Here is a 15,622-nt window from a genome sequence, read left to right as displayed (position 1 = left end):
CAACTGACCCGCGAAAGGAGAGCCCAATGCAGGCGCTACCAGACCCTGAAACCTACTCCGTGATCGCAGGTGCTCGCTGGCCCAGCTGCTATGCTGTTTCGGAACTGGCCAACCGCTCGCTGGCTGCTGTCGGGATCGCCCTAGCCGAACTGATGACCGCGATGAACCTCAGCACCGAAGATCTGGCCGTTACCGTCGATCAGCGCCGGGCTGCGCTCTGGTTTCGCTACAGCTTCCGTCCCATGGGCTGGGAGATGCCCAATCTCTGGGACCCCTTGGCCGGCGATTATCGCACAGCCGACGGATGGATCCGGCTTCATACCAACCTTCCCCATCATCGCGACGCGGCGCTAGCGACCCTCGGCTGCCAACCTACCCCGGAGGCGGTACGCGACGCTGTTGCTAGCCGATCCGCGGATACGTTGGAGCAGGCCATCGTTGGTGCGGGCGGTGTCGCGGCAGCGATGCGCAGCCATGCCGACTGGCAGGCCCATCAACAGGGGCAGGCAGTCGGTTCCGAGCCCTTGATCGCCTGGGGGCGGCCCCGTCACATCAACCTCCGAAAGCAACCATTGGCAACAGGGGCTCGGCCTTTGGCGGGACTGCGGGTGCTGGACCTCACGCGGGTGCTGGCAGGCCCCGTAGCGACCCGGACCTTGGCCGCCTTCGGTGCTACTGTCCTCAGGATTGATCCGCCGGGCTGGGACGAACCCGGCGTGCTTCAGGATATCTCGCTGGGCAAACATATGGCGTCATTGGATCTGCGCTCCGCCAGCGGGCGTGATCGCTTTGAAACTCTGTTAGCCGGCGCCGATGTTCTGGTGCATGGCTTTCGTCCCGGCGCGCTGGACGGGCTGGGATATGATACCGCAAAACTGCAGGAACTCGCGCCGAACCTCATTGATGTGCGCTTGAATGCCTATGGCTGGACCGGCCCGTGGGCGCAGCACAGGGGATTTGACAGCCTTGTGCAGATGAGCAGCGGGATCGCCGAACGTGGGCGCCAATGGGTCGCCGGATTTCCATCGACATCTGACCCCGCGGCAAAACCGGTTCCGCTCCCTGTACAGGCACTGGACCACGCGACCGGTTATCTGATGGCCGCAGCAGTTCTACAGGCATTGAGCAAGGCAAGCAGAGGCGAGCCTGTTGCCGATGCGCGCCTGTCGCTGGCCCGCACCGCGCATGAGCTCGCATCCCTAACCGACTGTCATGGCGATGACGGCGCACCCGGCCAGGAACTGGCGGGCGCAGTCGATCGCGACTTCTCACCGGAAGTGGAGCAGACAAGCTGGGGACCCGGACAGCGGCTGCTTGCGCCGCTGGCGGTTGGTAAGACGCAGATGCAGTGGGTCCAGCCTGCGACGGCATCAGGAACAGCAGCGCCGGACTGGCCTCGCTGATCTCCTAGCGATCGTCACCGTCGCCATCGTTCACATCCATCAGATCCTCATCGATGGCCGCCTGAACAGCCCCGACAGCCAGATCGCGCTTCTCTTTGGGGGTTTGCTCGACCTGATCCCCAGCCAAACGCACGGTAACCTCGCGATGGGCAAATTTGATACCTTCGCGCGCAAAGAGATCGCGGATTTCCTGAAACACCTTCTTGCGCACCAGCCATTGGTCGCCAGGCTTGGTCATGAATTTGACCCGAATGATCATTGCAGAATCCTGCATCTCAATCACACCCTGCGACTTCAGCGGCTGTATGAAGGTGTCTCCGATCACCGGATCATCCAGCAGCTCTTGCCCCAGTTTCTTGATGAGTTTGCGCACCTTTTCCACATCGGTGTCATAGGTCACCCGTAGCGGCAGCTTCATCATGACCCAGTCGCGGGAATAATTGGTCAGCACGCGGATCTCACCAAAGGGAATGGTGTGCAACGCTCCCAGGTGATGGCGCAACTGAAAGGATCGCACCGAAATACGTTCGACCGTGCCTTTGACATCGCCGATATCTATGTATTCGCCTTTGCGGAAGGCGTCGTCCACGAGGAAGAAGGCACCCGAAAAGATATCCCGGACCAGGGTCTGCGACCCAAAACCCACCGCCAGACCGACTACACCGGCACCGGCGAACAACGGGCTGACGTTGATCCCCAGTTCCAGCAGAACGATCAGGATGATGGAGACCACGACAACCGCTAAGATCGCGCCTCGGAACAGCGGCAACAGGGTTGCCAACCGGCTGGCACCGCCCGCGCCGCCCTCGTCCCCTAATTCGCCAACCGGCATGTCGCCAACCTCTTCGTCGATCTTGCTGTCGATCCAGATCCGGGCGATGTGGTAGACAATATAACCGATGAACAGGATCACGATTATATCGCTCATCCGGTCCAGACGGGAGTTTTCCATCCAGGCTGCTTCGGGGTTCCAGATCGTGACCATGGCGAGAAAGCCGACGGTAAAGGCCAGTATACCGGCGATGCGGCGCGCGAGATCTTCGAAAGTGGCTATCGGGTGCCGCTGCTGTTGCGGAAGCATCTCGGCATCGTCGTCGGTCTCTGCGTCACTGTCTTCGTCGCTTCCATCGGCAGCGTTGACCAGCACCCGTCGCTGCGACCGATTGAAGAAGCGTTCGATCACATAGTTGATGAGGCCGTAGACAACCAGAATAGAGGTCAGCACCGAATAGCTGCCCGCCATGAGCGGCAGCGACATATCGCGCTCCAACACCAGATCGAAGGCCAGCTCCAGCCATCCAAATATGATGTAGACCACCAGAACAGGTGCCCAGGCAACAGACAGAAGCCGGACGAGCCAGGAGCAGGTTTCCGGGGCGCGGCCTGCACGTATGGCGTTGGAAATGGGTCGTGCATTGATCACAACCATCAACAGATTGCCGAACGTGCCAACCAATGCCAACACGCCATAGACAAGCGCATATACATTGTAATTGAGCCCGAAATCGCCAACCCAAGTCGCAAAAAGCACCGAACAGATATCGTAGGTCGCCAGCCCGGAGGCCCAGAAATACAGACGCCGAGCGTCCCGGTCTGAGAACACAGGAATGCGGTATTGGCTGAGGTAAGGCGACAGCACCATGCGCCACAGGTCCGAAACTGTCCGCGACAAGAAAAACGCCGTGTAGATCGCGGTGACGGTGAATTTCACCGATGAATTGCCGGAAGTTCCGAAGATGAGATAGGACGTCAGCAACGCAAACGCCATGGCTACAATTGTACCGCCGACCCCCATAATGAAACGGAAGACCAGGAACGGCATTTTATCCTGATAGCCTTCGGGCTGTTCCTTGATCCGCGACACCACATGTTTCTTGGCGATACGCTTGCCGTAAATCTCGACCGAGACCCAGCGACCGATGAACAGCAGAAACAAGCTCCAGCCGAGCACCTTCACGTAGGTGATAATGCGGCCATCCGGGCTCGTCTGTCGCAGGATGTACTGCACCTCAAAGATCGAATAGGGCATCGCCTCCAGACGACTTTTCAGGGCATCCCCGAATTGCTCCACCTCCGATTGCGCTTTCATCAGCGCCGAGGCCCCTTCCATCTGATCCGTGGCGGGAACAGGTATCGTTCCACCCTGCGCATCCGAGGGCGAAACCAGCTGGCCGCGACCATCAACGATGATGACGCCGACGCCGCTCTCAGCTGCCTGCTCAATCGCCTTGGCTAGATCATCCCCACCCTGAGGTGACGTCGATTGCGCCCATGTTGCTGCCGGACCAAAGGCCGCCACAACCAGCGCCAGCGTCAAACAGACAAGATACTGCGATACCATTCGCCACATGAGAACAACCCGATTTTTTGGAACCATCCCTTCACCAAGGCCGCAAAACGGTGAAAATATCAAGTCTTTGCACCTTGGCGCGGCGTTTCAGTGGTGAAAGTGCGGTTCGCAAGCGCTTGATTGCAACTTATACCTCTGCACGTTATAGAAAATTCAGCGTATCACACAGAGCGCAGGAGGGCAGACCACGCGGACGGGCGCAGGATGCCACCTTCGACGTTCTGGATCTGACGCAACGATGATCTGTGCCTTGGCCCGTAGCGTGTCAGGCTGAGCAACCTGAGGCGATACTATGCTGAGGCGGACCCTGGCCGAGCTGTTACGCACAGCCGCTGATGCGGAGGATGGGCACCCGTGTCCAGAACATCTCTGCACGTCCTCCCGACTTGGGTTTCCCGGTGTTTCATCTCTCCTATCCTTGTACCAGACGCAGGCCCAGCGATGACAGTCAACGCACCCTCCAGCACCCCTCGCGGCCCCCGTGTCATGCTCTACAGCCACGATACCTTCGGGCTGGGTCATCTGCGACGGTCGAGGGCCCTGGCCGGTGCGATTACCGATGCGGACCCGTCGGCCTCGGCCCTGATCCTGACCGGCTCTCCCGTGGCCGGGCGTTTCGCCTTTCCCTCACGCGTCGACCATGTGCGGCTACCCGGTGTAATCAAGCGGTCGGACGGCTCCTATGCGTCACGGACAATGGGAATGTCGATTGAAGAGACCACCACGCTGCGGGCAGGTCTTATCCGATCTACCGCGATGGAATACGCCCCCGATGTGCTGATCGTCGACAAGGAACCAACCGGGTTTCGCGGCGAATTGCTGCCCACCTTGGAAGAGCTGCAGCGCAAGGGCAAAACACGCCTGATCCTCGGGTTGCGCGATGTTCTGGATGAGCCGGAGGTGCTGGCCACCGAGTGGGCCCGCAAGGATGCCGTTGCCGCCACTGAACAATTCTATGACGAGATCTGGGTCTATGGCATCCGCTCCGTCTATGATCCCACCGCCGGGCTTCCCCTCAGCGCGGACGCACAGGCGCGGATGCATTGGACCGGGTATCTGCGCCGCGATCTTGGCGAGCTGGGAACCCCTCCAGAACAGCCATATGTCCTGATCACCCCCGGCGGCGGTGGCGATGGCGCGATGATGGTCGACCTTGTCCTGACCGCCTATGAACGCGACCCGGGCCTGGCACCCCGGGCCATGCTGGTCTACGGCCCCTTCCTGTCGGGCGAGACCCGAACCGAGTTCGAGACTCGTGTTGCCGCTCTGAACGGCCGCGTCACAGCAGTGGGGTTCGAATCCGAGATCGAAACCCTCTTCGCCGGGGCGCAGGGCGTTGTCTGCATGGGCGGCTACAACACGTTCTGCGAGGTTTTGTCCTTTGACAAACCCGCCGTCATTGTACCGCGCACCACCCCGAGGCTTGAGCAGTGGATCCGCGCCAGCCGCGCCGAAGAACTTGGGCTGACGGCCATGCTGGATGAGCGTCGAGACGGCTGGACACCAGAGGCGATGATCCGTGCGATCCGTGCGCTCGCCGACCAACCACCGCCCTCGGCGGCGATTCCCGACGGGTTGTTAGACGGTCTCGACTATGTAACCGACCGGGTCGATGCACTTCTGCATAAGACCAGCGGGAAGGCCGCCGAATGAACTCTCGCAAGACCACGCCGTCGCGCCCGCCTCTTGCCGTGATCGTCAAAGGTTGGCCGCGCCTGTCCGAAACGTTCATCGCGCAGGAACTGGTCGCGCTGGAGGCCGCAGGCCATAGTTTTGAAATCTGGTCCCTTCGTCATCCCACGGATATCAAACGTCACCCCTTACATGAGAAGCTGAGCGCCGCGGTCCACTACCTGCCGGAGTATCTTTATCAGGAACCTGATCGTGTCTGGAGCGCGCGGCAACAGGCACAGGCCATGCCCGGCTATCAGACCGCCTATCGGATCTGGCGGCAGGACCTGCGCCGCGATCCCTCCCGCAACCGGATCCGCCGATTTGGCCAGGCTTGCGTCCTGGCTGCGGAAATGCCGGAGCAGGTCCTCGGGCTTTATGCTCATTTCCTGCACACGCCGTCTTCAGTGGCGCGCTATGCCGCCATCATGCGCGGTCTGCCCTGGAGTTTTTCCGCCCATGCCAAGGACATCTGGACATCCCCCGAGTGGGAACTGAAAGAAAAGCTTGCAGCCGCGACACATGGCGCTGCCTTTGGTGCCACTTGCACCGGGTTTGGGGCGAAACACCTGCAAGCGCTTTCGGACAGAACTGACCGGGTTGACCTGATCTATCACGGTCTGGATCTCTCGCGTTTCCCCTCTCCGCCCCAGCGCAGATGGCGTGCTCCGGGCGACCCGCTGCATCTGATGTCGGTCGGCCGTTTGGTCGAGAAGAAGGGCTTTGACCGGTTGATCGCCGCGCTCGCCCTCCTGCCCAGTTCGCTTGACTGGCACTGGACCCACATCGGCGGCGGCGCCCTGAAAGACCTGCTACGAGGCATGGCAGAGGATCTAGGCGTGGTCGATCGGATCACCTGGCGCGGCGCCTGCGACCAGCCCGAGGTTATCTCGGCCATGCGCGCATGTGACATATTCGTCCTGCCCAGCCGCATCGCCAGAGATGGTGATCGGGACGGGCTGCCTAACGTGCTGATGGAAGCCGCGTCGCAGCGCCTGCCGATCCTGTCCACCGCGGTCTCTGCGATCCCGGAGTTCATCGAAAATGGCACCCACGGCGTGCTCAGCCAAGATACCCCCGAAGCCTTGGCAGAGGCCATCCTGACCCTGAGCCGGAATCCCGAGCAAGCCGCCCGAATGGCAGAAGCGGCACTCGTTAGACTGCGTCATGATTTTGGCATGGACCCCGGCATCGCCCGCCTGTCGGAGCGGCTGAAGACGATGATACGCGAGACATGAGCCGGGGCCACAAGATTGCCTTTTATGCGCCGATGAAGTCACCGCGCCACCCGGTGCCTTCAGGTGATCGAGAGATGGCCCGCAATCTGATGGGATTACTCGCCGGGACTGGGGCAACCGTCACGCTGGCCAGCGAGCTTCGGGTGTATGACAGATCCGGTGACACCGAACACCAAGCCACACTGCGCGGCAAGGCAGCACATGAGATCGACCGCATCTGTACCGAGATTCGCGCCACTCCCGAGGCCGACCGGCCTGCGCTCTGGCTTACCTACCACAACTATTACAAGGCCCCCGATCTGATCGGCCCTGCCGTCGCGGAGCGTCTCGGCATCCCCTATGTTCAGGTAGAATCGACACGCGCCAACAAAAGGCTCAAAGGTCCATGGTCGGATTTCGCCAGGGCAGCCCATGAGGCGGCCGATGCGGCTGCGGTCATCTTCTATCTGACCGAACAGGACCACGAGACCTTGCTGCGCGACAGATACGCGGACCAGAGGCTGGTCCACCTGCCCCCGTTCTTGACAGCGAAGACGCTGCCAACCGCCAGCGATCACTCCGGTCCGCTGTTGAGCGTCGGTATGATGCGACCGGGCGACAAGCTCGCCTCATATCGTCTGCTCGCGGATGCGCTCGCCAGGGTATCCCAGCCCTGGCGGTTGGACATCGTCGGCGACGGCCCGGCCCGCCCCGAGGTCGAAACCCTGATGCGCCCCTTCGGCGAGCATGTCCGATTTCTTGGTGAGTTGAACCGGGAGGCATTGGAGGCGCTCTATCAACAGGCCTCCCTTTTTCTCTGGCCCGGTGTCAACGAAGCGTTTGGAATGGTCTATCTTGAAGCCCAGGCCCATGGTGTGCCTGTCCTGGCGCAGGATCGCCCTGGCCTGTGCGATGTCGTCACCCAATGGGAGGAACCAGACCTTAATCCAACGACAGACAGCGGCGCTGCGGGCTACGCCCGGGCGCTCGAACGGGCGCTGGATGATGGAGCCTTGCGGAACCGGCAGGCCAAACGCGCCCGCGACCGGATTGCCACGCGACACCTCGCACCGGTGGCGGCACAAAAATTGTGGGCCACGCTCTCACCCTTGCTGGAGATTTCATCATGATCAGGCTTGCCCTCCTGCGCCACGGCCACACCGACTGGAACCGTGCCGGCCGAATTCAAGGTCGCAGCGATATCCCGTTGGACGACACGGCACGTGCCGAACTCGCCGTGCAGGCCCTGCCTGCCCCTTGGGATCAAGCTTCGCTTTGGTCGAGCCCGTTGAAACGCGCGGCCGAGACCGCCAAGCTGGTTGCAGACCGTACCCCCCAGACCAGCACGGCGCTCATCGAAATGAACTGGGGAGACTGGGAAGGCCAGCACGGCAAGGATCTAAGAGCCGACCTGACCAGCGGATTTCGCGACATCGAGGAGTGGGGCTGGGACTACCGCCCGCCCGGCGGCGAAACCCCACAGGAGGTCTGGGAGAGGATCGTGCCATGGCTCGCCCAGTTGACAGAGGACACCGTGGCCGTGTGCCATATCGGGATCATGCGGATGATCCTGGCGCGGGCATATGGCTGGAACTTTGACTCGCCAGCCCCGTTTCAGATCAAGCGCAACCGGTTGTTCGTGGTGGAGAGACACGCTGACGGCAGGCTCACACCCGTCGCTGAACCAGTGCGTCTCAGCAAACGGGACATGTGATGAAAGTCCTCATCGCCGTCACGCATCTGTTGGGCACTGGGCATCTGTCACGCGCCCTGACACTGGGCCGGGCGTTCAGCGCTGCCGGACAGCAGCCCTGTGTCGTCTCCGGCGGCGGGTCGGCGAGTCAGCTTGATCATAGCGGTGTTGATCTCGTGCAGCTGCCTCCTTTGCGATCAGACGGCGTCAGTTTCTCGCGCCTGCTGACACCAACCGGTGAAGTGGCCGACGATGCCTATTTCGACAGCCGGATCGAAATGCTGTGCGACACGGTTCAACGGATCCAGCCGGATATTGTCATCACTGAGTTATTCCCCTTTGGACGGCGCAGCTTGCGGCAGGAGTTTCTGGCACTGCTCGATGCGGCTCAAGACCTGCCGAAACGACCTGTCGTGTTGGCGTCCGTGCGCGATATCCTGGCACCACCCTCGAAACCCAAGAAGGCCGATGACGCCGCGGCCATTCTGACAACACGCTATGATGGTGTGCTGCTTCATTCAGATCCCCAGGCCACGCAGTTGGAGGCCTCATGGCCTGTCACACCGGCGATCTCGTCAATGCTGCACTATACCGGATATGTCGCACCGCCCCCGCCAGCACCGCACCCAGAAGGAACCGGCAAAGGCGAGATCCTTGTCAGCGCCGGTGGCGGCGCCGTCGGTGAAACGCTTTACCGGATCGCGCTCAAAGCCGCTGCGCTGCGTCCCGCTCTACGCTGGCGGATTCTGGTGGGCGGCCCGTCCGCAGCGGAGCAAATCGCCCAGCTGGTGGCGGAGCACGGCGAAACACTCGCACATCTGGAACCCGCACGGCCAGATTTCAGGCAGATGCTAAAAGGCGCAGCCGCTTCGGTCAGCATGTGTGGCTACAATACTGCGCTCGATCTGTTGCAAACAGGGGTGCCCGCAGTGATCGTTCCATTCGATGCGGGCAATGAGGTCGAACAGACCCTGCGCGCCAGCAGTCTCACGCAGCTGGATGGCATCGCGGCGATACCCTCGGCCGATCTGACGCCGGAGGCGCTTTGCAGGGCCGTTGACGCGGTTATGGCGGCACCCGCACGGCCAACAGATGGCTTCCGGTTTGACGGCGCCTCCCGAACGGTAGAGATTGCCCGCGAAATGGCAAAGGAGCGTTCATGACACCCGATTGGACCAATTTGGACCGAGAGCTTGCCAGGTGGCAGGAGGATGGGCTGATCCTGCCGCTGTGGTGGCGCGATGACGACGCGATTGCAGCGACACCGCAGCTCGACCGGCTAATCGAACAATCGCAGCAACTGGCGCTACCTGCCCATCTCGCGGTCGTGGGACGTGACGCAACCTCCTCCCTTGCCAATCGGCTGGCTCAGGTCGACACGCTGGTGCCGGTGGTTCATGGCTGGGCGCATCAGAACCATGCCCCGCATGGTGAAAAGAAGGCTGAGTTCGGCACCCATCGACCGATAGATGATGTGCTGGAGGATGCAGAGAACGCCCTGACCCGTCTGCGTGAGCTTTTTGGCGATCGGCTAAGACCGATGTTCGTCCCTCCCTGGAACCGGATCGACGCCGAAGTTGAACCCTGGCTGGCCGGACTCGGCTATAGCGCGCTATCGACCTTTGCTCCTCGGCGACGGGCCAAGGCAGCCCCGGGTCTATGGCAGATCAATACGCATCTGGACCCAATCGACTGGAAGGGCACGCGCTCACTCGTACCGCCAGCGTTGCTTCTTTCACAGCTGGTCACGCAGCTCGCTGCGCGCCGCAAGGGGCAGGCCGATGTCGCCGAACCCTATGGCATCCTGACCCATCATCTGGTGCAGGACGATGTGACATGGACGTTCTGCAGCGATGTGATACGCCGCCTGCTGGACGGCCCGGGGCGTGCTTGGGTTTTTGATGAAAGGATTAACTGAATGAGCCGCTTGGATTCCATGCTGCGTCGGCTGACCGCGCAGCGAGATGGGCTCAACTGGGCCGCAGACCAAATTCGTGGCCTGAGCGGTGATGTTCTTGATATCGGGCTGGGCAACGGCCGCACCTATGACCACCTGCGCGAAACATTGCCTGACCGCAGGGTGCGGGTCATCGACCGGGTGCTGCAGTGCCATCCCTCCTGCGTGCCGCCAGAAGCAGACTTCCTCCAAGGGGAGGCGCGCCCGATGCTGGACCAGCTGGCCGGCGAGAACAGCCCAATAGCGCTGGCCCATTATGATCTGGGTTTCGGCGTCCCGGAGCGGGACATCGCCGAGGCTGCGGCTCTGTCACCGGCCATTGCGGCAGTGATGACGCCGGGCGGGGTCATCGTTTCAGGTCAGCCGCTGGTCGGATTTGAAGAGTTGCAAGGCCCGGCGGATATTCCACCGGGGCGCTACCTGTTCTATCGCGCCTGACTGGCGCAGCCCTGCCGCGCAGGCACTAGGCGACGCGGTTTCCTTGTGACCAGACGGAAGACAACGCTGGCACCCCTACCCGCATTCGGAAGCGGATCAGATCTGCGCGCTTTCCGATGTCGATACGTCCACGATCCGTCAGGTTCACCGCGTCCGCCGGTGCCGAAGTGACGGTCGCGAGGCCTCGCGACATGTCACCCCAGATATCGCCAAGCTGCGCAGCTGCCAGCAACAGGGCCGCAGGCACATAATCGGAGGACAGCACGTCAAGAAGCTCTAGTTCCGCAAGCTCCTTTGCCGCAACGTTGCCGGAATGCGAACCCCCGCGGATCAGGTTCGGCGCGCCCATCATCACCTTGATGCCGTGCGCATGGCAGGCCTGTGCCGCCTCGACGGTGGTGGGGAATTCAGCAAGATGGATGCCGTGACCGGCTGATACCGCCACCTGGTCAGCAGTTGTATCATCATGGCTCGCCAGAACCGCTCCAAAGCGGCGCGCAGCATTCACCGCCTCGACCTCGTGCAGGTCGCCATAGGTCTCGCGCATTTGCTTCAGTCCCGCTACATGCGCTTGGAAGCCTTCGTCATCAAAGCCATGCTTGCCCTTCACATAGGCTTCCAGCTTTGACATGTCGCGGAACTGGCGCTGTCCCGGCGTGTGATCCATCAGGGACACCAGACCGACCCGGTCCTCCTCCCCAAATTCGTTCAGCTCCTGTACCAGGGTTTCAGAACACACCTCGGCGCGCAGATGTAGAAAATGGCTGATCTTGAGCGCCGCCTGATCGCGAAGCTCAAGCAATTCAGATGCAAGACTACGGGCATAGGCGCCGTAGCGGGACTCAGCCGCCTTGATCGAGCCAACGCGCATTGCATCAAAAACTGTGGTAATCCCGGTTCCCGCCAGCTCGGCATCATGAGCGATAATGGCCGCGGCATGGGGCCAGTCGACCTTCGGTCGCGGTTGAATATGTCGCTCCAAGTTGTCGGTGTGCAGCTCAATCAGACCGGGGCACAGAAAGTCTCCCTCAAGGTCAATAGCCCCATTCGGTACGGATGCGCCATCGGCGATATCCACGATCTGCCCATCTTTCAGGGTGACGGAACCGGTGCGGGTTTCTCCGGGAAGAACGAGCGTGGCATTGGCAAGGATCATAGGTTCTGTCATCTGAGTTTCACACGGTTTGAGCTATAGAACGGGCCACACCTAGGAGGCCATTGTGACATTCACGCGATACGCGATCTATTATGTGCCGCCCAAGCAGGCGGAATGGAGCCGATTTGCATCCAGTTGGCTGGGCTGGGACCTTTGCGAAGGGCGTCCGCTGGATCATCCCCCGAACACCGGTCTGGACGTTGCTGCAATCACTGACGTGCCGCGCAAATACGGGCTTCACGCGACCATCAAGCCGCCGTTTCGGCTCGCTGAGGGCAAGACAGCGGACGCTCTGGCTGAGCGGTTTGCGCAGTTCGCAACTGAGATGGCACCAGTTAGGCTGGACGGGCTGACGCTCACACGGCTTGGCCGTTTCCTCGCCCTTTGTCCGACCGGGGATCAGCTGTCTCTGAACCGCCTTGCGTTTAACTGCGTGCGGGATCTGGACGATTTCCGCTCTCCACCTTCGGCAGCTGAACTGGATCGGCGCCGCACTGGAGGTCTGACGCCCGCTCAGGAACAGGCGCTTCTCACCTGGGGCTACCCCTATGTCGGCGACAGCTTCCGGTTCCACATCACGCTGACCGGCAAACGGCCTAAGGCGGAACTGCCTGCCATCGAAAGCATGTTGCAGGACCGGCTTGGGCCGCTGCTGCCAGCGCCCTTTGTTCTTGGAGATCTGGCTCTGGTCGGCGAGGGCAGCGACGGTCGTTTTCAGCTGATCCATCGTCATGCCCTCACTGGCTGAAGCCAGGGGGCCAGGGCTGCTTCTGCGGCCTTGATCGCCCCGTCCAGTTCACCGCTGTTGTCGATGTCGATTACATGCTCGAGCCCGGTCGGTAACGGCGTTGCCGCGCGGGCAAGCCTGCGGCTGACTTCAGCGCCATCCTCGCGCCCGCGCTCGGCCAACCGCGCCGCCAACGCCTCTGGGGTGGCTGTGACAGACAGAACAATCAGGACCCCAAAAACATCCTGCGCTTCGAGGAGCACCTTTCTCGAAAGGTTCACCAAGACGCCCGATGCGATCCCACGCGCCTCGTCTATCTCTCGTGGAATCGCATAGTGCAGACCGTGCGCCTGCCAATGGAGCGCAAACCGCTCCTCTGCACGGAGCGCTGCAAAACGGGCCTCGCTTACAGCCTCATAGTCTTCACCACCCAGTTCCGGCGCCCGCGTGATGACGCGCCGCTGCTTCTGCACGCCCGGCAGACGGGCCATCAGCGCATCCATCAGGCTATCCTTGCCAACCCCTGAGGGGCCAACCACAGCGATAACAGGGGCTATCGAAGGCTCCAGGATCATGCAGCAGCCTTTGGGGTAAAGGCTGAAACATCGACAAAACGATCGCAGACCTGCTCGCGTGCGGCCTCATCGTGGAAGATACCGATAATGGCGGCGCCGCGCGCCTTGGCGTCTTCGATCAGAGACAGAACGGTCGCCCGGTTTTGCGCATCGAGACTCGCCGTTGGTTCGTCCAAGAGCATCGCCGGGTAGGTATGGGCGAAACCGCGAGCAATGTTCACCCGCTGCTGTTCCCCACCCGAGAAGGTGGTCGGGCTGAGCTGCCACAGGCGTTCCGGTATGTTCAATCCGGCAAGCAGGGTCGCGGCCCGGTCGCGCGCCGCAGCTGTATCAACGCCCACCGACAGAAGCGGCTCAGCCACGACATCGAGCGTTGGTACTCGCGGCACGACCCTCAGGAACTGGCTCACATAGCCCAGCGTTTCACGGCGCAGCGCCAAGATCTCGCGTGGAGCCGCCTTCGCCACATCCACGCCGCCCACCATAACCCTGCCAGATGCCGCCAGATAATTCCCGTAGATTACCCGCATCAGAGTGGATTTTCCCGCCCCGGATGCGCCTATCAGGCCAATGCACTCTCCGGAGGCCACCTTTAGATTTGCACCTTCCATGACCGGGATGACCGCACTGCCCTGATTGTGCAGGGTGAAGCTCTTGCTGACGTTTTGAAGTTCAATCATCTCGGATCCTCAGACCTGAAGAACGCTGGAAACCAGCAATTGGGTATAGGCGTGCTGCGGGTCATCCAGCACCTGATCGGTCAAACCAGCCTCGACGACATGACCGTCTTTCATGACCATCAGCCGATCCGCCAGGAGACGCACCACCGCGAGATCATGGGTCACGATAATGGCGCTCAGGCCCATTTCCCGCACCAGCCCGCGCAACAGATCCAACAGCCGCGCCTGCACCGAGACATCAAGCCCGCCAGTGGGTTCGTCCATGAAGACAAGGCGCGGCCCGGTGACCAGATTGCGGGCAATCTGAAGTCGCTGCTGCATCCCGCCGGAAAAAGCTGTGGGCCGGTCATCGATGCGGCTTTCGGCAATCTCGACGCGGCCCAGCCAATCGGCCGCTCGGGCGCGGATGCTGCCGTAGTGACGATCCCCCACAGCCATCAACCGTTCACCGATATTGCCACCGGCTGACACAGACATCCGCAGCCCATCGCGGGCGTGCTGATGGACAAACGCCCAATCCGTTCGCCCCAGCATACGACGTGCCGGTTCCGACATGGTGACTGTGTCCACCGGCCCGTCTGCACGGGTGTCGAAGATCACTTCACCACAATCCGGCGTCAGATGCCCCGCCATACTGTTCAACAGAGTCGATTTCCCCGACCCGCTTTCACCAACAATGCCCATGACTTCGCCCGGATAAAGATCAAAGCTGACATCAGTGCAGCCAATCCGCGCGCCATACATCTTGGCCAGGTTCTTTACTTGCAGCAGCGGTGTCATCACGCGGCCTCCTCACTCAGGCGGCCAATATGGCCAGCGTCACGCCGGGATCGGCAATAATCCGTGTCCGAGCAGACAAACATCCGGTTGCCCGCGTCGTCGAGGATCACCTCATCCAGATAGCTGTCTTCGGCCGCGCAGAGATCGCAGGGGTGATCCGCCTTGCTGGCTTCAAACGGATAGTCCTCAAAATCCAGCGAGACCACTTCGGTATAAGGCGGCACCGCGTAGATGCGTTGCTCGCGCCCTGCGCCAAACAGCTGGATCGCTGCCATGTTCATTTTCGGGTTGTCAAATTTCGGGATCGGCGAGGGGTCCATCACATAGCGGCCTGCGACCTTCACCGGATAGGCATAGGAGGTCGCAATCGCGCCGTGCTGGCTGATGTCCTCATAAAGTTTCACGTGCATCAGCCCATATTCCTGCAGGCTGTGCATCTTGCGGGTCTCGGTCTCCCGCGGCTCGAGAAAGCGCAGCGGCTCCGGGATTGGCACCTGATAGACCAGGATCTGATCCTCGCTCAGCTCCGCCTCAGGGATACGATGGCGGGTCTGGATAACACTGGCCTTCGCGGTTTCTTCGGTGGTTGCCACGCCTGCGGTGTTTTCGAAGAACTTCCGGATCGAGACCGCGTTGGTGGTGTCATCGGCACCTTGATCGATCACTTTCAACGTATCATCCGGCGTCAGCGTCGCTGCCGACACCTGCACGCCACCTGTACCCCAGCCATAGGGCATTGGCATTTCACGGCTGGCAAAGGGGACCTGATAGCCCGGTACCGCCAGCCCCTTCAGGATCGCCCTGCGGATCATCCGCTTGGTCTGTTCATCGAGATATGCAAAGTTGTAGTCGGTCATGACTTTTCTCTCACGGCCCGTATTTGGGACCACTTGTTTTGCAGGAATTTTCCGTAACGACCCTCGTTCTGGCTGTGGTCGCAATACTGTTGGTCGTCAAACTGTTCCGTGTTCAACC

Annotated in this window: 15 protein-coding genes; 9 read left to right on the top strand and 6 right to left on the bottom strand. The window is 61.2% G+C overall.

The genetic code is table 11. The features are described from left to right. Window positions 1-26 precede the first annotated feature (26 nt). Window positions 27-1,403, top strand: coding sequence for a CoA transferase (locus VWY75_RS03150; protein WP_416537229.1), 1,377 nt, complete (start codon window positions 27-29; stop codon window positions 1,401-1,403). A gap of 4 nt (window positions 1,404-1,407) precedes the next feature. Here the strand turns inward: VWY75_RS03150 and VWY75_RS03145 are convergent, their stop codons facing one another. After that, entirely contained in the window at window positions 1,408-3,753 is a 2,346-nt protein-coding gene (locus VWY75_RS03145) for a mechanosensitive ion channel domain-containing protein (RefSeq protein ID WP_340544387.1), read from the bottom strand. Between the two features lie 441 nt (window positions 3,754-4,194). Here VWY75_RS03145 and VWY75_RS03140 point away from each other — a divergent pair, with 441 nt between their 5' ends. Genes VWY75_RS03140 through VWY75_RS03110 form a run of 7 tightly spaced genes read left to right on the top strand, consistent with a single transcriptional unit; the run spans window position 4,195 to window position 10,729 of the window. Further along, entirely contained in the window at window positions 4,195-5,406 is a 1,212-nt protein-coding gene (locus VWY75_RS03140) for a glycosyltransferase family protein (protein WP_416537228.1), read from the top strand. Continuing rightward, a complete protein-coding gene (locus VWY75_RS03135; RefSeq protein WP_416537227.1) occupies window positions 5,403-6,662 on the top strand; it encodes a glycosyltransferase family 4 protein in 1,260 nt (419 codons plus the stop codon). Before VWY75_RS03140 ends, VWY75_RS03135 begins: the two co-directional genes overlap by 4 nt. Next, the gene (locus VWY75_RS03130; RefSeq protein WP_416537226.1) at window positions 6,659-7,771 is read left to right on the top strand and encodes a glycosyltransferase family 4 protein; all 1,113 of its coding nucleotides are present in this window, start codon (window positions 6,659-6,661) and stop codon (window positions 7,769-7,771) included. Before VWY75_RS03135 ends, VWY75_RS03130 begins: the two co-directional genes overlap by 4 nt. Further along, a complete protein-coding gene (locus VWY75_RS03125) occupies window positions 7,768-8,355 on the top strand; it encodes a histidine phosphatase family protein (protein WP_416537225.1) in 588 nt (195 codons plus the stop codon). The genes VWY75_RS03130 and VWY75_RS03125 overlap by 4 nt, the downstream gene beginning before the upstream one ends. Next, window positions 8,355-9,497 (top strand): glycosyltransferase family protein, encoded by a 1,143-nt coding sequence (locus VWY75_RS03120; protein WP_416537224.1) that lies wholly within the window; start codon window positions 8,355-8,357, stop codon window positions 9,495-9,497. Before VWY75_RS03125 ends, VWY75_RS03120 begins: the two co-directional genes overlap by 1 nt. Then, the gene (locus VWY75_RS03115; protein ID WP_416537223.1) at window positions 9,494-10,252 is read left to right on the top strand and encodes a polysaccharide deacetylase family protein; all 759 of its coding nucleotides are present in this window, start codon (window positions 9,494-9,496) and stop codon (window positions 10,250-10,252) included. Before VWY75_RS03120 ends, VWY75_RS03115 begins: the two co-directional genes overlap by 4 nt. Beyond that, window positions 10,253-10,729: a class I SAM-dependent methyltransferase gene (locus VWY75_RS03110; protein WP_416536491.1), complete on the top strand. Its 477-nt coding sequence runs from the start codon at window positions 10,253-10,255 to the stop codon at window positions 10,727-10,729. A 25-nt stretch (window positions 10,730-10,754) separates the two neighbouring features. Here VWY75_RS03110 and VWY75_RS03105 read toward each other — a convergent pair whose 3' ends face one another. Then, window positions 10,755-11,897, bottom strand: a complete 1,143-nt coding sequence (locus VWY75_RS03105) for an alpha-D-ribose 1-methylphosphonate 5-triphosphate diphosphatase (protein WP_416537222.1) — start codon at window positions 11,895-11,897, stop codon at window positions 10,755-10,757. A 52-nt stretch (window positions 11,898-11,949) separates the two neighbouring features. Between VWY75_RS03105 and VWY75_RS03100 the strand changes: the two genes are divergently transcribed. Further along, window positions 11,950-12,633 (top strand): DUF1045 domain-containing protein, encoded by a 684-nt coding sequence (locus VWY75_RS03100; RefSeq protein ID WP_416537221.1) that lies wholly within the window; start codon window positions 11,950-11,952, stop codon window positions 12,631-12,633. Here the strand turns inward: VWY75_RS03100 and phnN are convergent. The 4 genes from phnN to VWY75_RS03080 are packed head-to-tail and all read right to left on the bottom strand — an operon-like array spanning window position 12,615 to window position 15,504. Continuing rightward, the gene (gene phnN, locus VWY75_RS03095; protein WP_416537220.1) at window positions 12,615-13,187 is read right to left on the bottom strand and encodes a phosphonate metabolism protein/1,5-bisphosphokinase (PRPP-forming) PhnN; all 573 of its coding nucleotides are present in this window, start codon (window positions 13,185-13,187) and stop codon (window positions 12,615-12,617) included. The two genes, VWY75_RS03100 and phnN, sit on opposite strands and share 19 nt — an antisense overlap. Next, entirely contained in the window at window positions 13,184-13,867 is a 684-nt protein-coding gene (gene phnL, locus VWY75_RS03090) for a phosphonate C-P lyase system protein PhnL (protein WP_416537219.1), read from the bottom strand. The genes phnN and phnL overlap by 4 nt, the downstream gene beginning before the upstream one ends. Window positions 13,868-13,876: 9 nt before the next feature. Further along, window positions 13,877-14,647, bottom strand: coding sequence for a phosphonate C-P lyase system protein PhnK (gene phnK / locus VWY75_RS03085; RefSeq protein ID WP_416537218.1), 771 nt, complete (start codon window positions 14,645-14,647; stop codon window positions 13,877-13,879). Next, complete coding sequence (locus VWY75_RS03080; RefSeq protein WP_340544371.1) at window positions 14,647-15,504, bottom strand: alpha-D-ribose 1-methylphosphonate 5-phosphate C-P-lyase PhnJ; 858 nt, start codon at window positions 15,502-15,504, stop codon at window positions 14,647-14,649. Before VWY75_RS03080 ends, phnK begins: the two co-directional genes overlap by 1 nt. Window positions 15,505-15,622: the final 118 nt, after the last annotated feature.

Source organism: Phaeobacter sp. JH20_08 (assembly GCF_048056635.1).
Taxonomy (GTDB): domain Bacteria; phylum Pseudomonadota; class Alphaproteobacteria; order Rhodobacterales; family Rhodobacteraceae; genus Phaeobacter; species Phaeobacter bryozoorum.
The sequence above is the reverse complement of the archived record's forward strand: the minus strand, read 5'-3'. Positions and strand labels throughout refer to the sequence as shown.